Raw genomic sequence first — 20,750 nt, forward strand, 5'->3', positions numbered from 1 at the left:
CAAGCTTTCCCACGAAGCCTATACTCGCTACAGGCAGTATCCAGGGGGCCTCTCGATGTTCGCTCTCATGCAAAGCACTCGTCTTGAGTCGCTGCACCTCAGTGTCGATCCGGTAACCGGGTTGAAGGCGGTGATTGCCATCCATAACCGTCGCCTCGGGCCGGCGCTGGGTGGCTGTCGTTACCTGGCCTATCCCGACGATGAAAGTGCCATGGTCGATGCCATTCGCCTGGCCCAGGGCATGAGCTACAAGGCCGCGCTCGCCGGGTTGCCGGTGGGCGGTGGGAAAGCGGTGATCATTCGTCCGCCTCATGTGGAAAGCCGCGCCGCCTTGTTCGAAGCCTTCGGCCGTTGTATCGAGCAGCTCAACGGGCGCTATATCACCGCCATCGACAGTGGGACCTCCACCGCCGACATGGACTGCATTGCCCAATACACCCAGCACGTCACCAGCACCACCAGCGCTGGCGACCCGTCGCCGCACGCGGCCATGGGCGTGTTTGCCGGGATTCGCACCACCGCCATGGCGCGGCTGGGCAGCGACAACCTGGAAGGTTTGCGAGTGGCGGTGCAAGGGTTGGGTAACGTCGGTTATGCCCTGGCCGAGCAGTTGCACGCGGCGGGTGCGGAGTTGCTGGTCAGCGATACCGACCCGGGCAAGGTACAACTGGCCATGGAGCAACTGGGGGCCCATCCGATTGCCTGTGAAGCCTTGCTCAGTACCCCATGCGATATCCTCGCCCCTTGCAGCGTGGGCAATGTGCTCACCAGCCAGAGCGTGGCGCAGCTGCGTTGCGCGGCGGTGGCGGGTTCGGCCAGCACCCAGCTGACCCATATCAGCGTTGCCGATCAGTTGGAAAAACGCGGGATTCTTTATGCGCCCGACTACGTGATCAGCGCTGGCGGATTGATCTATGTCACCCTCAGGCACCGGGGCGAGGAACTGTCGACCATCACCGCCCACTTGTCCCGTATCGGCACGCGCCTGACCGAAGTCTTCGCCCATGCCCAGGCAGAAAAGCGCTCGCCGGCGCGGGTGGCCGACGAACTGGCGGAGCGCCTGCTTTACCGTTGAACGAACCGGTTCCTGCCGTCTGGCGTTGTCTTATTCGACAGGGGCAGGGGGTGAGAGCAATTCGCTCAGCGCATCCGGCTGGCTCTTGAACGCCCGGGCGAACACATCGCGGTTTTTCGCCATGTAGATGCCGGCTTCTTCCACCTGCTGCTCGCTCAGCGAGGGCACGGCTTTTTGCAGGACTTCGGCCAGCAGCTCGGCCAATTCGAGCATTTTGTCATGACGGTCAGCTTCGGCTTTATCCATGAACAAACGCTCCAGATCTCGGCTGCTGCGGTATACCACTTCGACGGCCATTCACCACCTCACATGCCTTCACGATAGTTGTGTTTTGCAATTACTGTATTTATATACAGCTAAAAGCATAAGCGAATCCCCAGGGTTTGGGTAGTGGCTTTTTAATGTAGACCGGTTTCACGGTTTGTCAGATGCACAACCGCGTCTGCATCGGGGGCTTTGGGTGACCTTTGGGGCCTCTTCGCGGGCAAGCCCTGCTCCTACAGGAGCAGGGCTTGTCGGGACGCCGCATCGCCGCGAAGGCGTCGGTGGGCGCATCGCCGCAACGTGCCCCGTCAGGCATTATCATCATCTCATCGCTTTCCCTGGCCTTTTTTCTGCATGCAGGGAAAACAGTCATCTTCCACCCGCATTCTCCGATCAAGCCGAACCAAGGAATCTGTACCGTGAAAATCAATTGGGCCGAGAACCTGCGACAAAACGTGCATCAGGTGGCCGAATCCCTGGGCAACCTGTTCGTCGAGTCGTTTCATTACCTGGCGCTGTTCGCCATTGGCGGGGTGACTGCCTGGGCGGCGGTGATGGAGTTCCTGACGATGATCGAAGAGGGTCATCTGAAGATCGACGACATCCTGCTGCTGTTCATCTACCTCGAACTGGGGGCGATGGTGGGGATCTACTTCAAGACCAACCATATGCCGGTGCGCTTCCTGATCTACGTGGCGATCACCGCGCTGACCCGGCTGCTGATCTCCAACGTGTCGCACCACAATCCACCGGACATGGGCGTGGTTTACCTTTCCGGTGCGATCCTGTTGCTGGCGCTGGCGATCCTGGTGGTGCGCTATGCCTCGTCGCAGTTTCCGTCGGTGAAGATCGAGCATCCGCAACGCAAGACCGGAGAAGGTTCCAGTGAGCATCCGGAAGTGGAGAAGGGCGAGATTTGAAACACGCCGTCAGGCGACGACGCCTGTAAGCGCGAGGGTGCTCGCGCTTACAGAAGGCCTTTGATCAGTTGATCCAGGCCCCGGCACGCAAATGCCAGCCATCGTTATGCCGTTCCCAGTGCGGGTGTACATAGCGATAACCCTGGCGCACCGGTTCCCAATGACCGTGCATCGCTACATAGCGTCGCCCGTCCCAATGCCAGTAACCCCGTGCCCAGATAAATCCAGGGCGATAGGCCGGCTCCACTTCGATCACTTCCTGCGGTGGTGGCTGCGGAGCTACCACTTCCACGTATTGCGGCGCGGGCCGTTCGACCACCACCTGGCGATCGTGAACCACGCGTTCCTGTACGCAACCGGAAGCCGCCACGACTACCGCTGCAAGTGCTGCGTAACGTAAAAACATGTTGCCTCCTCGGGATGGTCCGCCCACGGCACGCGCCTGGCGAACGGATCGTTGCCGTGTTTTCTCACCGGCTACGCTTGTTGTAACAGTATGTATCTGTCCGGATCCTGAACCCGACACAGTCTTTTTGCGGCAAAAGCCGCTTGTCACAGACCTCTGGCAGGATAGAACTGAATGCGCATTTGTCAGCATTGGTACAGCCAGTTCGACAGACACTGGGGATGAAAGGATTACTGCCGTTCTCACCTTTGGAAGCCTCTTGATATGCCAGTACCGGGTGCTGTTCTACGTTGTCTGGGGTTGTCGGTGTGTCTGGCGGCGGGCCTTCCCGTCGTCGCCGTGGCGGCACCTGTCGTGCCGTTGAGTCCCGCCGATTCGGCCTGGCTGCGGCGCGATGGTTACGACCTGGACGCGGCGAACGTCGCGCGCTTTCGGGCCATGGGCCGTAGCGGCTTGCTCGAGGCGCAACTGAGCGACCGTATTCGTGACCCGTTGCCGCCGGGTATCGACGCACAATTGCGGGCCTTCCCGATCCTTGCGCAACCGCTGCAGGCCACCTTGCTCGCCTTCAAGCAGGGCCAGGAGCAACTGCAGTCGATGCCGGACGGCGATGCCAAGGCCGATGCCAAGAAGACCCAGCAGCAACAGCTCAATGACGCCGCCGACCAGGCCCGGCAAATCACCCTGCTGCGGGCGGTCTATGGCAGCAACCAGCTCAAGGAGCAGATGGTCGGCTTCTGGCTCAATCACTTCAGCGTATTTGCCGGCAAGGGCGCGGTACGCCTGATGGCGGCGGACTACGAAGAACAGGTCATCCGCCCACATGCCCTGGGCAAGTTCAGGGATCTGGTCCTGGCGACCCTGAAGAGCCCGGCCATGCTGGAGTTTCTCGACAATGCCCAGAACGCCAACGGCAAGGTCAACGAAAACTACGCCCGCGAACTGATGGAGTTGCACACCCTGGGGGTCGGTTCCGGCTACACCCAGCAGGATGTCCAGCAACTGGCGCTGATCCTTACCGGTGCCGGGGTGCGGCCGCTGGATGGCCGGGTGCAGAAGTTCGGGCCCCGGGTGGCGCCGTTGGTGGTGAATGACGGGATGTTCCAGTTCAATCCCAAGCGCCATGACTTCTCCGACAAGGTGCTGCTGGGCGAATCGATCCAGGGCAGCGGTTTCGATGAAATCACCCAGGCGGTGAACCTGATCACCCGGCAGAAAGCCTGTGCGCAATTCATCTCGCGCAAACTGGCGCAATACTTTGTCGCCGACCAGCCGCCGCAGTCCCTGGTGGACCGCATGAGCGTGACCTTCCAGCGCAGTGATGGCGATATCGCCCAGGTGTTGCGCACGCTCTTCGAGTCGCCGGAACTGCTGCAAAGCGCCGGGAAAAAATTCAAGGACCCGACCCAGTTCGTGGTCTCGGCGGTACGCCTGGCTTACGACGGCAAGCCCATCGCCAATCCACGGCCGATGCTCAACTGGCTCAATCAGTTGGGGGAACCGGTGTTCGGCCGGCAGACCCCGGACGGCTGGCCGTTGGACGCCGCTGGTTGGGCCAGCTCGGGGCAGATGTCGAAGCGTTTCGAAATCGCCCGGTCCATCGGCTCGGGCTACAACAAGTTGTTTACCCCTGAAGGCAGTGACAAGGCTCAGGGCGGTTTCCCCATGATCACCACGCCGTTGTATTACGAGGCCATCGGCCCGCATCTGTCGGCCGCCACCACAGCCGCGCTGAATCAGGCCACCTCGCCGCAGGAATGGAACACCTTCCTGTTGTCTTCACCGGACTTCAACAACCGTTAACGTCGTGCTCTTCAAGGAAGGTGCAGTGATGAATCGTCGAGACTTTCTGGTCGCATCAGCGGTCGCCGCCGCGACCCTGCCGACCTTGTCGTTCTCCGGCAAGTTGTTCGCCGCTCCCGCGTCGGCACCGCGTTTTCTGATGGTGTTCCTGCGTGGCGGCTACGACTGCAACAACCTGCTGGTGCCCTATGCCAGCGATTTCTACTACGAGTCGCGGCCGACCCTGGCGATTGCCCGGCCCGACCCGCACAACCCCAACAGCGCCATTGCTCTCGACGGCCATTGGGGGCTAAACCCGGTGTTGCACGATTCGCTCTATCCGCTCTGGCAACGCAAGCAGCTCGCCTTCGTGCCCTTTGCCGGCACCGACGACCTGTCGCGCAGCCATTTCGAAACCCAGGACAATATCGAGGCCGGGCTGGCCGGCGACCAGCATGGGCACTATGGCTCGGGCTTTCTCGCCCGTTTGGCCGGGGCCATGCCCGGCAGTGCGCCGATTGCCTTTACCGACGCCTTGCCCCTGAGTTTCCAGGGCGGTCGGGATATTCCCAATCTGTCGTTGCGTGGGGTTTCAAAACCGGTGTTCGACGAGCGCCAGTCCTCGATCCTCGCCTCGATGTACAAAGGTACGACGCTGGCCGCACCGGTAACCGACGGCCTGCAACTGCGCCAGCAAGTGTCGAAGGACCTGCAGGATGAAATGACCAAGGCCGGGCGTGGTGCGCAGACGGCGCAGAACTTCGCCGCGGAAACCCGGCGTATCGCCACCCTGATGCGCGATCAGTATCGGCTGGGTTTCGTCGATGTCGGCGGCTGGGATACCCACGTCAACCAGGGCGGCGCCCAGGGTCAGCTGTCCAACAACCTGGCGAACCTGGGGCAGGGCCTCGCGGCCTTTGCCGACGCCATGGGCGATCAGTGGAAGGACACCACCGTGGTGGTGGTCTCGGAGTTTGGCCGCACCTTTCGCGAGAACGGCAATCGCGGCACCGATCATGGCCATGGCACGGTCTACTGGGTGCTGGGCGGCAGCGTGCACGGTGGGCGCATCGTCGGCGAGCAAGTGGCAGTGGCGCCGGGCAGCCTGTTGCAGAACCGCGACTATCCGGTGCTGAACAACTACCGCGATTTGCTGGGCGGCCTGTTGGGCCGCACCTGGGGTTTGTCCACTGCGCAACTTCAGAGCGTTTTTCCCGGCGCACGCCCCAATGGGTTGCAGTTGGTGTAGCGGCTGCTTAACGAATCGGCAGCGTCACTACCCGTCCGGTCGGTGTGACCGGGCGCCCGACACGATGGCCGGCACCGCTCCAGACCGGTGCCGGGAGCGTTCCCAGCTTGAGGCTGTCGCTGTCGGTCATGGCTGTGAGGATATCCATCGCGCTGTGCCCCTGCTCGATGGCGATGCCGAACTGAACGCTCTGGATCAGGCGTTTCAGTCGTCTGGGATCATTGCGTTGCTCGGCGCTGATCATCCGTTTGGCCACCACGCCATCGGCGTTGGACAGGGTCAGCATGACGTCGCCGTCCAGTCCCTGGAGGCTGAGGTTGACGCGGTATTCGGGCTGGAAAGCCTCGTTGATCAACTGAAAGGGGTTATCCATGTGTGTCACCACTCTGATCGAAACCTGCATTCATTGACTGCGCGCCGGGCGGGTTGGTTCGTGGGTTCCGGACCGGCGGCAGATCGGTGCCCTGACCTCATGTCGGGGCACAACTACACCATTTGAATTTGCAAGGCTTGTGCCGGGTAAACGACCGTTCAGTAGAAACGTCGCGGGTCGGCGTCGATCAGGCTGGCCAGCTTGGTCAGGGCGAAGCGCAGTTCGTCGCGGCTGGTGGGTGACATCAGCACGATCCGCACGCTGCGGGTATGCCCAAGGCGCTCGGCCTGGAACTGTGTGCCGCTGAGCACCAGCACGCCGTTGGCCCGTGCCAGCAGGGTGAATTCATCACCGCTCCAGGGCTCGGGCAAGGTCAGCCACAGATGATAACTGTGGGGCTGGGTGGTGATCTGCAAGCCGTGGAAGACTTCGGCGGCGATGGCCTGGCGCGCGGCCGCCTCGGCGCGCTGGACCGCGACCAACCGAGTGTCCAGCCCTTCGCTGAGCATCATGCTGGCCAGTTGCGCGGTCAGCGGCGAGGGCATCCAGATACTGCTGCGGACCATCGACGTCAGGCGCGACAGCAGTTTCGGCGGGCTGTACAGGTAGCCGATGCGCAGGGCCGGCATCACCGATTTCGACAGGCTGGTGAGGTACACCGAACGCTCCGGGGCGTAGCTGGACAGCGGTCTGATCGACGGATCGTTGGCGAGGAAACCGTAGATATCGTCGTCGATAATGATGAAATCGAACTCTTCGGCAATCGCCGCGATCTGCGCCCGGCGCGCCGCCGACATGATCGCCGTGGTCGGGTTCTGGCAGGTGGCGACACAGATCAGCAGCGCCGGTTTTTCCCGTAGGCAACGCTCGCGCAGGGCCTCGGGAATGATCCCTTCCGCGTCCATTTCCACACCGCCTAGCCGGCGCTCCAGGCCATGGGCCAGGGAGATGATGCCGGGGTAGCAGAGCGCTTCGCAGAGCACCAGGTCGCCGCTGTTGCTCAGGGCACTCATGGCGACCATCAGCCCATGTTGCGCACCGGCGGTGATCACCACCTGTTGCCATTGCGCATCGGGCACCGACTGGCGCAACCACTGCGCGCCGGCCTCGCGGTGGGCCGGGTGGCCGCCGTCGGGGGCGTAGTCCAGGGCGCGGGCGAAATCGGCGTCGTTGGCCATGTTCACCAGGGCATCGCGCAGCTCGTGTTCGAGAGGCTCGCCGTGGGGCTTGATGATCGACAGGTCGAGCAGGTCGGTCGGCCCCGGCGCCAGCAATGCCGGCACCTGTTGGCGGGTCGGCGTCGGTGCGCCCTGTTCCAGCACATAGGTACCGCGTCCGACTTCGCCCTGCACCAGCTTGCGCCGCTGGGCCTCGCTGTAGGCACGGCTGATGGTGCCGGGCGTGACCTCCAGCGCCTGGGCCAGTTCACGCAGGGTCGGCAGGCGGCTGCCGACCTTCAGCGCACCGCTGGCGATATCCCGCGCCAGCGCGTCGGCGATGGAGAGATACACCGGTTGGTTGAAGTCGCTGAGCCGAGGAACCCACATGCTTGATGGCTACCGATCCTGAAAAGTGCGGGCAAGCTTATCACAGGGTGTATGAATTCAAATTGATTCTATTGAATCGAATCAATTTATGCGGTTATATGCGCATTAATCGACTCAATGACTTCCACCTCCAGGTACCGACGCTTATGAGCAGCCTCAGACAGGACTTTTCGTTATCCGCGGTGATCGCCGGTTTTATCGCCGTGGTCATTTCCTACGCCGGCCCGTTGATCATCGTGTTCCAGGCGGCGTCCCAGGCCCATCTGTCCGTCGACCAGGTGTCGTCGTGGATCTGGGCGATTTCCATCGGCAGTGGCGTCACCGGCCTGCTGTTGAGCTGGCGCCTGCGGATCCCGGTGATCACCGCCTGGTCGACCCCCGGTGCGGCGCTGCTGGTATCGATGCTGCCGACGGTGTCATTCGCCGAAGCGATCGGCGCCTATGTGGTGGCGTCGGTCATCATCCTCGTGGTCGGGCTGTCGGGGGCCTTCGACAAGTTGATGAGCCGCCTGCCCAAGGCGATTGCCGCGGCGATGCTGGCGGGGATCCTGTTTCGCTTCGGTGCCGAGCTATTCACCTCGATCCGCCTGCAACCGGCGCTGGTGTTGTCGATGATCGCCGTCTACCTGGTGTGCAAGCGCTTTTCGCCGCGCTACGCGATTCTCTCGGTGTTGATCGTCGGCTGTGGTTTCGCCGCGCTGATGGGCGAGTTGAACCAGGGGGCGATCACCGTGGCGGTGGCCCATCCGATCTTCACCGCGCCCGAGTGGAGCTGGCACGCGATCATCAATATCGGCCTGCCGCTGGCCCTGGTGACCCTGACCGGCCAGCACGTGCCGGGCATGGCCGTGTTGCGCACCGCCGGTTATACCCAGCCGGCCCGGCCGATGATTTCGCTGACGGCCATTGGCGCGGTGTTGCTGGCGCCGTTTGGTGCCCATGGCCTCAATCTGGCGGCGATCACGGCGGCCATCTGCACCGGTCGCGAGGCCCACGAAAACCGCGACAAGCGTTATATCGCCGGCATCGCCTGCGGGGTTTTCTACATCCTGATGGGCACCTTCGGCGCGACCCTGGCCTCGGTATTCGGCGCCTTGCCCAAGGAGCTGATCGCGTCCCTGGCCGGGCTGGCGTTGTTCGGCGCGATCAGCGCCGGGCTCACGGGGGCCATGGCCGAGGAGAAACAGCGGGAAGCGGCGCTGATCACCTTTCTGGTAACCGCATCGGGCATGAGCTACCTGGGTCTGGCGGCGGCGTTCTGGGGATTGATCTTCGGCCTGGTGGCGCATTTCGTGCTGAGCTACACCCGTGAACGCAAGGTGGTGCCAGGGTTGCGCGAGGCTTGATGTGTTCGAGTGCCGGACAAGGATGTCCGCTGCTTCAAGGCGTTTTGGCCGAGCTTGTAGTGGGGCTTTTTCAGGAAGGTTGTTGCAGGAAATGACAGGAAAGCGACTCGACCCAACTCCCGACATTAACAGCGCTTTACCGGCTTGTCCGGCTATTTCGTCGGATAATTATTTATCTTTTCAAAGGGGTTGAATTGTTTTTCCAACTGCCCAACTCTGTCATCAAGAGGTCATGTTCAGCACGCCTTCAGGCGCTGCCGACGAGTCTCTTACTAGCTAGCTGAAATAAGGGAATAACTATGCAAATCCAAGTCAATAGTGATAACCATATTCAAAGCAGCATTCGACTGGAGGAGTGGGTCCGGACGAGCGTAGAGACCGCGCTCGAACGTTATGAAGAAGACCTGACACGGGTCGAAGTTCACCTGGCGGACGAGAACGGCGACAAGCCGGGTCCCCACGATATGCGCTGCCAGATGGAAGCGCGGCCAAAAGGCCATCAACCGATTTCGGTCACCCATAAAGCCGATACGCTGGAACAGGCGATCGATGGCGCGGCCACCAAACTGGAACATGCACTGGAGCATCTGTTCGGCAAACTGCAAGCCAAACGCGCGACCGCCATCAAGGGCGAGCGCCGCGACCTGGGAGACGCACTGCTGGAAGAGGAGTTCGAAGAGAAAGAACGTGTGCGGCTGGCCGCTAACGGCTGATCTTCAACACTGACCATAACGGGCCTGCATTTGCAGGCCCGTTTTCGTTCTGGGCTACAACGCTCAGCCCAGCGGCTCGTCGACCTGACGTTCGGCCCTGGCCTGCAGCCAGCTGGCAATCAGCGCGGCATTGATAAACAGCGCAATGCCCAGCAGGATCACCACGATCGAGGCCAGCTTATAGGGCCCGATGCTTTCGTCGAACATCAGCCACGAAGTGGTGACACCGGAAATCGGCACCATCAGCGACAACGGCGCGACCATGGACGATGGGTATTTCTTCATCAGGTTGTTCCACACCCGGTAGCCGAACAGCGTGGTGACATAGGCCTGGAACAGCACCGAAAAGATCGCCGCAGGTGTCAGGTTCGTGCCCAGTTGATAAAACGGTGCACTGCCCTTGGCCAGCCAGGTCATGAGAAACAGCGGCGGTGCCGCGAACAGGCTGGACCAGACGATAAAGGCGACCATATCGCCGGGGCGGGTCTGCTTGACGATCAGGTTGCAGGCGCTCCAGCTCAGGGCTGCCAGCAGCACCAGCACGGTGCCGGTGAGCACCGCCTGGCCTTCGGTGAAGTGAATGATCGACAGCAAACCGAGGCTGGCGAGGATCACCCCGGCGATCTGCGGCCCGGCGATTTTTTCCTTGAGCAGCCAGGCGCTGAGGAAGATCGTGAAGAAGGCGCTGAATTGCAGGATCAGCGAGGCCAGGCCCGGGGTCAGTCCCAGGTGCATGGCGTAGTTCACCACCCACCAGAGCCCGACGCCGAACAGCAGGCCGTAACCGGCGATGGCGGCGAGACTGACGCCCGCCGGTCGTTTCATGAAGAACACCAGGGGCAGGGCGCAGCAGGTAAAGCGCAGGGCGGTGAGCAGAAACGGGTCCAGTTGCTCAAGGCCCAGTTCGATCACCGAGAAGTTGCTGCCCCAGATAATCGTGACCAATAGCCCGAGGGCCAGGTCCAGCGGTTGAAATTTCATGGGGATTCGAGGTCCTGTTGATGGCGGCGGGGAGGGCGTCCTTGCCGCCGCAATGGCGACGACAAGGACGTGGACGAGGTTCAGGCGGCGATCTCCGGATCGACGCCGTCATAGACGAAGGCATCGAATTTTTCCGGACGCCATACGTCATCCCGGGTGTAGTAGTTCAGGACCACGGTGATCTTCTTTTCCGTCACCGTCGGTTCGCAGTCATGGAGGATTTCCCGGCCCTTCATGACCAGCACCGAACCGGCCTTGGCGTAAATATGCCGGTGTTCGATCCAGGGTTCCGGCTTGCTCGGATGGGCCCGGGGAATCTGCATGCGCAGCGGGGCTTCGCGGTTGCTGGTGAGGAACAACAGCACGGTGATCGCGTTGGTGTCGTAGTGCTCGCCCAAGGTCCCGCCGCCTTCGGGGTAGACCTTGATATTGATGTCCGAGCGGCTGTGGGGCGAGACAATCGCAGCCTGGCTGGTGACCAGGCTGACCAGCGGCAGCAACGAGTGATAGATCGCCGTCAGTTCCGACAAGTGATCGCGCACATCCTGGCCCTGGAAGATGTAGTGCAGGTATTGCCCGCCGGCATCGGACACCTCGCGGGTGCCCAGTCCCTGGTGGTTGACCAGCTTGACCCGACCTTGTTCGATGGTGCGCTCGACCCGTTCTTTCAAGGTGTCGCACAACGCGGGGGGGACGATGTCGTCAAGGACCGTGACGTAGTCGTAATGATATTCGGCAATATGTTTGTTGAGATTGAACGGCGTGTTGTTCATGGAAGCTCCCTGCTCGGTTAGCGGACGGCATTCCCCTCGACTGCCTGGCTGAAGAGGCCGTGTGTTGGACGATCAAGTAAGACCGGCCCGGGGACTCCTCCACGTATGAGAACCCGAGACGGGTCGGCGGCCCGTGCTGGGACGGCAACCGTCGACCGCCCGAAATTAGCCCAGCATTCGGCCCATCCTCCAGTTTTTTTCAGCATGACTATCCGTTCGGATAGCCACCGGTAAATGTCCTTGTGCCACCACGGCTCGTCGGATGTTTTTGCGTATGAGAATTTTTATCATTAATATTGGCGTCCTTTCCGCTGGCCTACTGCTGCTCGGCGGCTGACTGTTGCTGGGAGTGTCGTGATGAACCTGGCCCTGCGCCCCCCCGAGAACCCGGATGCCGAGGCGACCGAGTTGCGCACCGGTCGCGCGCACTTCCTGCAAGTGTTCCTGTCCCAGCGTTCGCAGATGGAGGCGCTGGTCAGTCGCCGGGTCGGTTGTCGGGCGACGGCGGCGGATCTGGTCCAGGACCTGTTCCTGCGTTTCTGGCGTCGGCCCCTGGTGCAGGTGGAGGAGTTGAGCACCTACCTGCTGCGCTGCGCCGGCAACATTGCCATCGACCATTTGCGTAGCGAGGGTGTTCGCGTGCGGGTCAATGAAGGCTGGCTGCCCGAGCAGCAGGATAACCAGGGCTGCGAGCCCGAGGCGGCCCTGGAGGCCGGTAACGATCTGCGTCATGTCGAGGCGGCGCTGCGCAGCCTGCCGGAGCGCACCCGGCAGATTTTCCTGCTCAACCGGATCCATGGTCGCAAGTACACCGAGATCGCCAAGGTCATGGGCCTCTCGCAAAGTGCCGTGGAAAAACACATGATGCGTGCCCTTGAGGCTTGCAAGGCCAGTCTGCGAGAGCCTTCGGCCGGGCATCGAGTACCATCCGCCACACGTCTGCCAGGGAAAGCATCGTGATCCATTCTTCCAGCATTGCCGTGACACCCGACCAGGAACAGGCCGCCCTGGCCTGGCTCAGCCTGTTGCACAATCAACCGAGCCGGGGTGACCAGGCGCGCTTCAGTCTCTGGCTGCAAGCCGATCCGGCCCATGTCGAGGCCTATGCCCAGGCCCAGGTGCTCTGGGAACTGAGCGAAGTGCCGGCGAGTACCTTGGCCAAAGAAGAGGCCGTGGCCTTGCAAGGTCTGCTCGCGGCCATGGACCGGCCCAAGCCGGCAACGCGCTGGCGCTGGTCGGCGGGCCTGGCCATGGCCGCCTGCCTGCTGCTGACAGTGTCCATGGGCCTGGGTTTCGAGCCCGGTCGTTGGCTCGACGACCTCGGCGCCGACTATGTGTCGGTGCCGGGGCAGGTGCGTACGGTGACCCTGGCCGATCATTCCGAAGTCACCCTGGACACCGACAGTGCGATCTCCGTGGATTTCAGCGCGGGCGAACGGCATGTCCGGCTGCGTCGCGGCTCGGCGTTTTTCCAGGTGACCCATACCGGCGAGCCCTTTGTGGTGGATGCGCAGGGCGGCGAGGCGCGGGTGCTCGGCACGCAGTTCGAAGTGCGTCTGCAACCGGGCGGTGCGCGGGTGACGGTGTTGTCCGGACGGGTCGGGGTTCGCGCGAGTGCGGGCGCGCCGCAACAGATTCTCGGCGCCAACCAGCAGGTGGCCTATGTCGATGGTTCGGCGCAGCTACTGCATCCGGTGGACAGCGACCCGTTGCTGGCTTGGCGCCAGGGTTGGCTGAACTATTCGAAAGCCAGCGTCGCCGAGGTGGTCCAGGACCTGGGCCGGTATTACCCGGGACGGATCCTGGTATTCAACGACAGCCTGGCGGCACGGCGGATCAGCGGCAGTTTTCCGAACAAGGATCCGCGGGCGGTGCTCGATTCGTTGCAAGGCGTGCTGGGCTTTGAACAGCACAGTCTGCTGGGTCGGGTCATCGTCTTGCGCTGACCCGGGAAAATATTTTCAAAATAAAGGTGAGGTAAACGCGAAGCCCATCCGTGTAGTGGTTGAAAGTGCGATTCATTCGCATTAATGATTTCTCTACGTATGGGTCAGGCACACATGAAGTCCAGGGCAAAATCGGTGGCAGGCAGTTCGGTCAAGCGGTGGTTCGGCGCGTCGGCGCTGGCGGTATCGGGGTTGGCCTTGCTGCCCTTGGGCGTGGCCCTGGCAGCCGAGTCCGCGGCGCAGCACAGCGCGCAGTTCACCTTCTCCATTGCCGCCAAACCGCTGCCCCAGGCCCTGAACGACTTCAGTCGGGTGACCGGCCTGAGCGTGGTCTACACCGACGAAGCCGCCTACGGTCACCAGGCCCCGGCGATCAACGGGCAGATGAGCGCCGAGCAGGCCATGCAACAGCTGCTGAGCAACTCCGGTTTCACCTTCCGCCGCACCGACGACCACACCCTGGCCCTCGAACCCTTGCCGACCCAGGGCGCCCTGAACCTCGGCGCCACCACCATCAACGGCACCCCGCAGGCGTCCACCACCAGCTACCAGCCGCCACAGGTCACCTCGGTGGCCCGTTCCAGCGCCTCGCTGCAGGAAATCCCGCAGACCATCAACGTGGTCTCGGCCCAGGTCCTGCGTGACCAGACCCCGCGCAACCTTGATGACGCGCTGAACAACATCAGCGGCATTACCCAGGCCAACACCCTCGGTAGCACCCAGGACGCGGTGATGATTCGTGGCTTCGGCGACAACCGTAACGGTTCGATCATGCAGGACGGCATGCCGCTGGTGCAGGGCCGCGCGCTGAACGCCACCACCGATCGGGTCGAAGTGCTCAAGGGCCCGGCCTCCCTGCTCTACGGCATCCAGGACCCGGGCGGTGTGGTCAACCTGGTCAGCAAGAAACCCCAGTTGGAGCAGTACAACGCCGTGACCCTGCGCGGCTCGACCTACGGTGCCGGCAAGAACGGCAGTGGCGGCAGCCTCGACAGCACCGGTGCCCTCGGCGATTCCGGGCTGGCCTATCGCATGGTCCTCGACCGTGAAGACGAAGATTACTGGCGCGACTTCGGTGCCCACCGCGAAACCCTGATCGCCCCGTCCCTGGCCTGGTTCGGCGAGACCACCAAGCTGCTGCTGTCCTACGAACACCGCGAGTTCCTGACCCCGTTCGACCGCGGCACGGCCATCGATCCACGGACCAACCACCCGCTGGCGATTCCCAAGGATCGTCGGCTGGACGAGCCGTTCAACAACATGGAAGGCCGTTCCGACCTGGTCCATTTCGAAGCCGACCACGACCTGAACGACAGCTGGAAAGCGCACCTCGGCTACAGCTGGAACCGCGAAACCTACGATGCCAGCCAGGTCCGGGTGGTTTCGGTCAACCCGGCCAACGGCACCCTGGTGCGCAGCATGGACGGGACAAAAGGCGCTCTGACCACCGACCGCTTCACCACCGCCAGCCTCGAAGGCAAGGTCGATGTGGCCGGCATGCAGCATGACCTGGTGTTCGGCATGGACGACGAGTACCGCAAGATCTACCGCTCCGACCTGATCCGCCAGAGCCCGCTGAACACCTTCAGCTACCTGGACCCGATCTACGGACGCGAAGTCCCGGGCTCCACCGTCAGCCCCAAGGACAGCGACCAGACCGACCTGTTGCGCAGCGACTCGCTGTTCGCCCAGGACTCGATCCACCTCAACGACCAGTGGATCCTGGTCGCCGGCGGTCGCTACCAGATGTATGACCAGTTCGCGGGCAAGGGCCGGCCGTTCCAGGTCAACACCAACGGCAATGGCGAGAAGTTCGTGCCGCGCGCCGGCCTGGTGTATCGCTACACTGACGAGCTGTCGTTCTATGGCAGCTACACCGAATCCTTCAAGCCCAACTCCACCATCGCCCCGTTGGCGGTGACCAGCAATACCCGCCTGGTGCTGGACGGCTCCCTTGAACCGGAACAATCCAAGGCCTGGGAAATCGGCACCAAGCTGGATATTCCAGGGCGCATCACCGCCACGGCGGCGATCTACGATATCCACAAGCGCAACGTGCTGGTGTCCGTCGCCGACGGCCTGACCACCCAGTACAGCATTGCCGGCCAGGTGCGTTCGCGCGGCTTGGAACTGGATGCCAGCGGTCAGTTGAGCGATCGCTGGAGCCTGATCGGCAGCTACGCCTACACCGATGCCCAGGTCACCAAGGACGCCAATTACCAGGGCAACCGCCTGCAGAACGTGGCGAAGAATGCCGGGTCGCTGTCGGCGGTCTACGACTTCGGTTCGATCATGGGCGGTGGCGACAAACTGCGGGCCGGCGCCGGCGCGCGTTATGTCGGTCATCGCACCGGGGATGCGGCCAACACCTTCGATCTGCCGGGCTACACCGTGGCCGATGCCTTCGCCACCTACGACACCAAGCTCGAAGGGCAGAAGGTCAAGTTCCAGCTCAACGTGAAGAACCTGTTCAACAAGGTCTACTACACCTCGGCGGTCAGCCAGCTGTTCGTCTCCATGGGGGATGCGCGCCAGGTGTCTGTCTCCAGCACCCTGGAGTTTTGATGAAACGAATCAGTGCAGTCCTGCTGGCCCTGAGCCTGAGTGCCACCGCCCTGGCGGCGGCACCCGGGGACGGGCGCCTGTACCAGCGTGAACATCAAGTCACCTTGCCCGGCTCCGGCGATAGCTGGGGCTTCGCCGCCCTTGACCCGACCCGGCCCTATCTGTTTCTGGCCCGGCGGGAAAACGGCCTGAGCGTGTTCGACGTGGCCAGACAGCGCCTGGTGAAAACCCTCGAGCATTCGGCAGGGGCCAACGCCGTGGTGTTCGTGCCCGAACGCAATCGCGTGTTCGTGCTCAACACCGACGGCAGCCTCGGCGTGGTGGAGCTGTCGAGCCTCAAGCTGCTCAAGCGTATTCCCGTGGCCCAGAGCAACCTCAACAGCGCGGTGTACGAGCCACATACCGGCCAGGTGATTGTCGTCAGCGGCCGGCGAGCGGATCGTTCGACGCTGTTTGTCTTCGACCCGCAACAGGAAAAGATCACCGCCGCCCATGAACTGGACGTGAAGAAGATCGACCCGTTGCTGGTCAAGGGCGATGGCAGTTTCTTCCTGCCGATGCGCGACGAAGGCAAGGTGGCGCGGTTTTCCGCCAGCACCTTCGAAGTGCTCGACAGCTGGAGCTTCGAGGGTTGCCCCAAACCCAGCGCCCTGGCCGAGGACAAGCCCGGACAGCGCCTGTTCGTCGCCTGTCGTGGCGAGCAGCCCCGGCTGATCGTGGCCGACCTGGAGAGCGGCGCGGTCAAGGCCAGCCTGCCGATCACCCGGGACGTCAACGCCCTGGCCTGGGATGCCCGGCAACATCGGCTGATCATCCCCAGCGGGGTGGACGCCAACCTGACGCTGGTGGAACAGACGGACCTCGATCACTACCGTACGCTGGGTAGCGTCAGCACCTTGCCGATGGCCTACAACATGGCGTTCGACCCGCTGAGCGGCAAGGTCTACCTGCCCGCCATGGACTTCACCCTGCCGGCGACCGCCAAGGGCGAAGCCAAGGCCGATCCACTGTTTCACGCCAACAGCTTTTCCGTCACCACCCTGGCGCCCTGAACCACAAACCCTGTCCCCGGAAAACGAATCGCCACGCATGGATTCCGGGGACGGTGTTCCCGCATAATTCCCCCGTTGACTCGCTAAGTACCTTGTTCTTACGTGCCTCCTGAGTGATGAGTCGCGGGTAGCGGCTATTGTGTGTTTATTGGTTGAGTTCGAGGCGGAAGATGAATTCGGTACAGGGTTTCATGGGCAAGGGCGTCGCGTTGGCGTTATGCGTACTGTTGGCGGCCTGTTCGAGCAAGGCGCCGAAGGCTCCCGAGCCGGCCCGGACGGTGGTCCTGCAAGCAGCGCAGTTACCATTGCCGTTGCCACGCTCGGCCTTTTGCGCCGGGCTCGACAGCGTATTGCGCGCGCCGGCGTTGCAAGGCGCGACGACTTCGCTGGTGGTGCGCGAGGCGAACAGCGGCAAACTGGTGTGTGAATACAACCCGCAATTCCGCCTGATTCCGGCTTCCAGCCTGAAGCTGGTGACCACGGCGGCGGCGATGGAAATCCTCGGTGCCGATTATCGGTTTTCCACCACCCTGTTGAGCAGCGGTGTGCAGCAAGGCAACGTGCTGAACGGCGACCTGTACCTGCGCGGCACGGGTGACCCGAGCATGCGCCAGGAAGACTACCAGGCCCTGGCAGCCGGGCTGGCGCGTAAAGGCATCACGCGGGTACGCGGACGGCTGATCCTCGATGACACCGCCTTCGACCACGAACGGTTGGGGGTCGATTGGTCCGCCGATGATGAGCAACAGTATTTTGCGGCGCAGATTTCCGCGCTGAGCGTGTCGCCGAACGCGGACCTCGATGTCGGCTCGATCCTGGTCAATGTGCGCGCCGGTAGCTCGCCACGCCAGCCGGTGCGGGTCAGCTTCACTCCGGCCAACCACTACATGAACGTGCTCAACCGGGCCACGACCGGCCGTGGCGGTCCGCTGGTGGTCAGTCGTGGCCATGGCGGCAACCTGCTGCGCATTGACGGCGCGCTGCCCAAGGGCGCGGAGCGTATCGCCCAGGTCAGCGTCTGGGAGCCGACCGGGCTGGTGGCCGATCTGTTCCGCAGCGCCCTGCTCCAGCAGGGGATCGCGGTGGAAGGCGGCAGCTTGCTGGGTGTCGCCACGCCGGCCGCGGCGCAGCCGCTGGTCGAGCACCAGTCGCCGGTCCTCGCGGAGCTGATGCCGCCGCTGCTCAAGTTGTCGAACAACAATATGGCGGAGATCCTGCTCAAGTCCATGGGCCGCAAGACCGCCCATGAGGGCACGGCGGCGGCGGGTGTGGCGGCGGTCAACGGATTCCTGCAGGGGCACGGGGTAGCTTCGGCGCAGTTGCTGCAGTTCGATGGTTCCGGTTTGTCACGGCGTAACCAGGTGTCGGCGCAGACCCTCAGCGATTTGCTGCTGGTGGCGCGCAGTCGCCCCTGGTTCCAGGCCTGGTATGCGGCGTTGCCGGTTGCCGGTAATTCCGAGCGGATGATCGGCGGCACCCTGCGCAAACGCCTGCATGGTACGGCGGCGGCGAACAACCTGCATGCCAAGACCGGCAGCATGGGCGGTGTGTCGTCGCTGGCCGGTTATGTCACCAGCCGTGATGGGCGGCTGCTGGTGTTCGCCATGCTGAGCAACAACTATCTGGTAGGTGGACGGCAGGTCAAGGCGGTGGAGGACCAGGTGGTGACGGCGTTGGCCAACAAGGCTGAGTGAAGAAACGGGATCTTGAAAACGCCGCATAACCTGTAGGAGCAGGGCTTGCCCGCGAAGCTTTTGGCGATCTCAGGGGCCTCTTCGCGGGCAAGCCCTGCTCCTACCGGAATGGGGTTGCCACAGGGGCGGTGTTCGGCTTTAGTGCGCGAAGGCTTGCCGGTACTCGCCGGGCGTTGCGCCCAGCACCTGGCGAAACCGATTGGCGAAATGACTGGCACTGGCAAACCCGCACGCCAGGGCAATCTCCCCGAGCGGCTGCCCGCTACCGCGCAACAGCAGCCGCGCCCGCTCCAGGCGCCGCGCCAGTACATATTGATGGGGCGGCAAGCCGAAGCTGGTACGAAACATCCGCGCAAAGTGGTATTCCGACAGCGCGCACAACCCGGCCAACTCACCCAGGCTCAACGGCTGGTCCAAGCGGCTGTCGATGCACTCCACCAACAGCCGTCGCTGATGCGCCGCCAAACCGCCTTTCAATCGCAAGCCCTGGCGCATCCCCACCTGATTGAGCAACGTATGGCCGAGCAACTCATGGGCCAGGCTGCTGCTGAGCAGGCGCTCTCCCGGTTCATCCCAGTCCAGGCTGATCAGTTGGCGAAAGCGCAGGGCCTGCTGCGGGTCATCCAGAAAAGTATGTTCCTGCAACTGCAGCTCACGGGGCTCACGGTCCAACAGCGTCACACAACCGAGCGCAAACTGTTCCGGGCTGAAATACAGGTGAGCCAGGCGAATACTGCCGTTGATCACCCAACCGGACTGATGTTCGGCGGGCAGGATACACAGCTTGTCCGGGCCGCCCTTGGTGTCCGGGCGGTCACGGCGAAAGGTCCCGGTACCGCCGGCAATGTAGCAGGACAGGGTGTGATGACCGGGCGCCTCGTAGTCCTGGGCGTCGTGGTGGTTGCTCCACAACGCCGCGGCCAAACCGTCACCGAGCTCCGCGCTGTGCTCCAGGCGCGAATGGGGCGAGCGGTTCAGGGCTTGAAAGACTTGTAGGGTATCCAGTGCGGGCATGGTCTGTTCTCCAACGCCTTGCATCCTACTCCGTCGCGTAATGCCCTGGCAGTCGCGGGCCGATAAAAGCGCAAGTTTTTGCAAGCGCGGGAGCGGCTTGTCCGCAGACACTGAAGCCTGTCTTCTGGAGTCTGCCGCATGAACCTGTTTCTCTACCTGCTGACCGTATTGATCTGGGGCACCACCTGGATCGCCCTGAAACTGCAACTGGGGGTGGTGGCGATTCCGGTTTCCATCGTCTATCGCTTCGGCCTGGCGGCGCTGGTGCTGTTCGTCCTGCTGCTGCTCAGTCGCCGCCTGCAACCGATGAACCGCCGCGGTCACCTGATCTGCCTGGCCCAGGGACTGTGCCTGTTCTGCCTGAACTTCATGTGTTTCCTCACCGCCAGCCAGTGGGTGCCCAGCGGCCTGGTGGCGGTGGTGTTTTCCACCGCGACCTTGTGGAATGCCCTCAATGCCCGGGTGTTCTTCAAGCAGAAGATTGCCCGCAATGTGCTGATGGGCGGCGCTCTTGGCCTGCTCGGACTCGGTTTGCTGTTCTGGCCGGAACTCTCCGGGCACACTGCCGGCCCGCACACCCTGCTGGGCCTGGGGTTGGCCTTGCTCGGCACGCTGTTTTTCTCGGCCGGCAACCTGTTGTCCAGCCTGCAGCAGAAGGCCGGGCTCAAGCCGCTGACCACCAACGCCTGGGGCATGCTCTACGGCGCGACGATGCTGGCGGTCTACTGCCTGGTCCAGGGCATCCCGTTCGCGATGGAATGGAACACCCGCTATATCGGCTCCTTGCTGTACCTGGTGATTCCGGGCTCGGTGATCGGCTTCACCGCCTACCTGACCCTGGTCGGGCGCATGGGCCCGGAGCGCGCGGCCTACTGCACGGTGCTGTTTCCGCTGGTGGCGCTGAATGTCTCGGCCTATGCCGAGGGGTATCACTGGAGCGCGCCGGCCCTGCTCGGGCTGGTGGCGGTGATGGCGGGCAACGTGCTGGTGTTCCGCAAGCCAAGGGCCGTGCCGCAGCCGACGTCGGCCAGGATGGCCTGACGGACAGCA

Annotated in this window: 19 protein-coding genes; 12 read left to right on the forward strand and 7 right to left on the reverse strand. The window is 62.9% G+C overall.

Annotation, left to right across the window (positions count from 1 at the left end; genetic code table 11):
• Positions 1-55 precede the first annotated feature (55 nt).
• Positions 56-1,075, forward strand: a complete 1,020-nt coding sequence (locus tag M5B42_RS19870) for a Glu/Leu/Phe/Val dehydrogenase dimerization domain-containing protein (RefSeq protein WP_103496578.1) — start codon at positions 56-58, stop codon at positions 1,073-1,075.
• 30 nt (positions 1,076-1,105) lie between these two features.
• On the opposite strand, the gene M5B42_RS19875 is transcribed toward M5B42_RS19870, so the two are convergent.
• Positions 1,106-1,372 (reverse strand): YebG family protein, encoded by a 267-nt coding sequence (locus M5B42_RS19875; protein WP_152740026.1) that lies wholly within the window; start codon positions 1,370-1,372, stop codon positions 1,106-1,108.
• Positions 1,373-1,758: 386 nt separating this feature from the next.
• Here M5B42_RS19875 and M5B42_RS19880 point away from each other — a divergent pair, with 386 nt between their 5' ends.
• Positions 1,759-2,259, forward strand: coding sequence for a phosphate-starvation-inducible PsiE family protein (locus M5B42_RS19880; protein ID WP_178129886.1), 501 nt, complete (start codon positions 1,759-1,761; stop codon positions 2,257-2,259).
• Between the two features lie 64 nt (positions 2,260-2,323).
• Here the strand turns inward: M5B42_RS19880 and M5B42_RS19885 are convergent, their stop codons facing one another.
• A complete protein-coding gene (locus M5B42_RS19885; protein ID WP_103496585.1) occupies positions 2,324-2,665 on the reverse strand; it encodes a YXWGXW repeat-containing protein in 342 nt (113 codons plus the stop codon).
• Between the two features lie 264 nt (positions 2,666-2,929).
• Here M5B42_RS19885 and M5B42_RS19890 point away from each other — a divergent pair, with 264 nt between their 5' ends.
• Together M5B42_RS19890 and M5B42_RS19895 are read left to right on the forward strand one after the other, a co-directional pair.
• Entirely contained in the window at positions 2,930-4,468 is a 1,539-nt protein-coding gene (locus tag M5B42_RS19890; protein ID WP_103496586.1) for a DUF1800 domain-containing protein, read from the forward strand.
• Between the two features lie 28 nt (positions 4,469-4,496).
• Positions 4,497-5,696, forward strand: a complete 1,200-nt coding sequence (locus M5B42_RS19895) for a DUF1501 domain-containing protein (protein WP_103496587.1) — start codon at positions 4,497-4,499, stop codon at positions 5,694-5,696.
• Between the two features lie 7 nt (positions 5,697-5,703).
• On the opposite strand, the gene M5B42_RS19900 is transcribed toward M5B42_RS19895, so the two are convergent.
• Positions 5,704-6,069: a DUF3509 domain-containing protein gene (locus M5B42_RS19900; RefSeq protein ID WP_248746790.1), complete on the reverse strand. Its 366-nt coding sequence runs from the start codon at positions 6,067-6,069 to the stop codon at positions 5,704-5,706.
• Positions 6,070-6,227: 158 nt separating this feature from the next.
• Positions 6,228-7,616, reverse strand: coding sequence for a PLP-dependent aminotransferase family protein (locus M5B42_RS19905; RefSeq protein ID WP_248746791.1), 1,389 nt, complete (start codon positions 7,614-7,616; stop codon positions 6,228-6,230).
• A gap of 146 nt (positions 7,617-7,762) precedes the next feature.
• Between M5B42_RS19905 and M5B42_RS19910 the strand changes: the two genes are divergently transcribed.
• Positions 7,763-8,962, forward strand: a complete 1,200-nt coding sequence (locus M5B42_RS19910; protein ID WP_248746792.1) for a benzoate/H(+) symporter BenE family transporter — start codon at positions 7,763-7,765, stop codon at positions 8,960-8,962.
• A gap of 299 nt (positions 8,963-9,261) precedes the next feature.
• Complete coding sequence (locus tag M5B42_RS19915; RefSeq protein ID WP_103496590.1) at positions 9,262-9,675, forward strand: HPF/RaiA family ribosome-associated protein; 414 nt, start codon at positions 9,262-9,264, stop codon at positions 9,673-9,675.
• A gap of 63 nt (positions 9,676-9,738) precedes the next feature.
• Here the strand turns inward: M5B42_RS19915 and M5B42_RS19920 are convergent, their stop codons facing one another.
• Entirely contained in the window at positions 9,739-10,656 is a 918-nt protein-coding gene (locus M5B42_RS19920; protein WP_248746793.1) for an EamA family transporter, read from the reverse strand.
• A gap of 80 nt (positions 10,657-10,736) precedes the next feature.
• Positions 10,737-11,429, reverse strand: a complete 693-nt coding sequence (locus M5B42_RS19925) for a hypothetical protein (RefSeq protein WP_248746794.1) — start codon at positions 11,427-11,429, stop codon at positions 10,737-10,739.
• Positions 11,430-11,786: 357 nt separating this feature from the next.
• On the opposite strand from M5B42_RS19925, the gene M5B42_RS19930 reads away from it, so the two are divergent.
• From M5B42_RS19930 to dacB, 5 genes are all read left to right on the forward strand, one after another.
• A complete protein-coding gene (locus M5B42_RS19930) occupies positions 11,787-12,389 on the forward strand; it encodes an RNA polymerase sigma factor (RefSeq protein ID WP_248746795.1) in 603 nt (200 codons plus the stop codon).
• Complete coding sequence (locus tag M5B42_RS19935; protein WP_248746796.1) at positions 12,386-13,375, forward strand: FecR family protein; 990 nt, start codon at positions 12,386-12,388, stop codon at positions 13,373-13,375. Before M5B42_RS19930 ends, M5B42_RS19935 begins: the two co-directional genes overlap by 4 nt.
• 114 nt (positions 13,376-13,489) lie before the next feature.
• Complete coding sequence (locus M5B42_RS19940) at positions 13,490-15,940, forward strand: TonB-dependent receptor (protein ID WP_248746797.1); 2,451 nt, start codon at positions 13,490-13,492, stop codon at positions 15,938-15,940.
• Positions 15,940-16,992, forward strand: coding sequence for a hypothetical protein (locus tag M5B42_RS19945; RefSeq protein WP_248746798.1), 1,053 nt, complete (start codon positions 15,940-15,942; stop codon positions 16,990-16,992). The genes M5B42_RS19940 and M5B42_RS19945 overlap by 1 nt, the downstream gene beginning before the upstream one ends.
• 170 nt (positions 16,993-17,162) lie before the next feature.
• Positions 17,163-18,686 (forward strand): D-alanyl-D-alanine carboxypeptidase/D-alanyl-D-alanine-endopeptidase, encoded by a 1,524-nt coding sequence (gene dacB, locus M5B42_RS19950; protein WP_248746799.1) that lies wholly within the window; start codon positions 17,163-17,165, stop codon positions 18,684-18,686.
• 138 nt (positions 18,687-18,824) lie between these two features.
• Here the strand turns inward: dacB and M5B42_RS19955 are convergent, their stop codons facing one another.
• The gene (locus M5B42_RS19955) at positions 18,825-19,700 is read right to left on the reverse strand and encodes an AraC family transcriptional regulator (protein ID WP_103496594.1); all 876 of its coding nucleotides are present in this window, start codon (positions 19,698-19,700) and stop codon (positions 18,825-18,827) included.
• A 138-nt stretch (positions 19,701-19,838) separates the two neighbouring features.
• Here M5B42_RS19955 and M5B42_RS19960 point away from each other — a divergent pair, with 138 nt between their 5' ends.
• Complete coding sequence (locus M5B42_RS19960; protein WP_248746800.1) at positions 19,839-20,741, forward strand: DMT family transporter; 903 nt, start codon at positions 19,839-19,841, stop codon at positions 20,739-20,741.
• Positions 20,742-20,750: the final 9 nt, after the last annotated feature.

The organism is Pseudomonas sp. MWU12-2037 (assembly GCF_023242345.1).
Classification (GTDB): Bacteria; Pseudomonadota; Gammaproteobacteria; order Pseudomonadales; family Pseudomonadaceae; genus Aquipseudomonas; species Aquipseudomonas gingeri_D.

Excerpts from the sequence above, each read along its gene's own strand:
- M5B42_RS19895 (WP_103496587.1), top strand. The coding sequence starts at position 4,497 with ATGAATCGTCGAGACTTTCTGGTCGCATCAGCGGTCGCCGCCGCGACC.
- M5B42_RS19870 (WP_103496578.1), top strand. The coding sequence starts at position 56 with ATGTTCGCTCTCATGCAAAGCACTCGTCTTGAGTCGCTGCACCTCAGT.
- M5B42_RS19900 (WP_248746790.1), bottom strand. The coding sequence starts at position 6,069 with ATGGATAACCCCTTTCAGTTGATCAACGAGGCTTTCCAGCCCGAATAC.
- dacB (WP_248746799.1), top strand. The coding sequence starts at position 17,163 with ATGAATTCGGTACAGGGTTTCATGGGCAAGGGCGTCGCGTTGGCGTTA.
- M5B42_RS19960 (WP_248746800.1), top strand. The coding sequence starts at position 19,839 with ATGAACCTGTTTCTCTACCTGCTGACCGTATTGATCTGGGGCACCACC.
- M5B42_RS19875 (WP_152740026.1), bottom strand. The coding sequence starts at position 1,372 with ATGGCCGTCGAAGTGGTATACCGCAGCAGCCGAGATCTGGAGCGTTTG.
- M5B42_RS19905 (WP_248746791.1), bottom strand. The coding sequence starts at position 7,616 with ATGTGGGTTCCTCGGCTCAGCGACTTCAACCAACCGGTGTATCTCTCC.
- M5B42_RS19920 (WP_248746793.1), bottom strand. The coding sequence starts at position 10,656 with ATGAAATTTCAACCGCTGGACCTGGCCCTCGGGCTATTGGTCACGATT.
- M5B42_RS19890 (WP_103496586.1), top strand. The coding sequence starts at position 2,930 with ATGCCAGTACCGGGTGCTGTTCTACGTTGTCTGGGGTTGTCGGTGTGT.
- M5B42_RS19940 (WP_248746797.1), top strand. The coding sequence starts at position 13,490 with ATGAAGTCCAGGGCAAAATCGGTGGCAGGCAGTTCGGTCAAGCGGTGG.
- M5B42_RS19955 (WP_103496594.1), bottom strand. The coding sequence starts at position 19,700 with ATGCCCGCACTGGATACCCTACAAGTCTTTCAAGCCCTGAACCGCTCG.
- M5B42_RS19915 (WP_103496590.1), top strand. The coding sequence starts at position 9,262 with ATGCAAATCCAAGTCAATAGTGATAACCATATTCAAAGCAGCATTCGA.
- M5B42_RS19925 (WP_248746794.1), bottom strand. The coding sequence starts at position 11,429 with ATGAACAACACGCCGTTCAATCTCAACAAACATATTGCCGAATATCAT.
- M5B42_RS19885 (WP_103496585.1), bottom strand. The coding sequence starts at position 2,665 with ATGTTTTTACGTTACGCAGCACTTGCAGCGGTAGTCGTGGCGGCTTCC.
- M5B42_RS19930 (WP_248746795.1), top strand. The coding sequence starts at position 11,787 with ATGAACCTGGCCCTGCGCCCCCCCGAGAACCCGGATGCCGAGGCGACC.
- M5B42_RS19945 (WP_248746798.1), top strand. The coding sequence starts at position 15,940 with ATGAAACGAATCAGTGCAGTCCTGCTGGCCCTGAGCCTGAGTGCCACC.
- M5B42_RS19910 (WP_248746792.1), top strand. The coding sequence starts at position 7,763 with ATGAGCAGCCTCAGACAGGACTTTTCGTTATCCGCGGTGATCGCCGGT.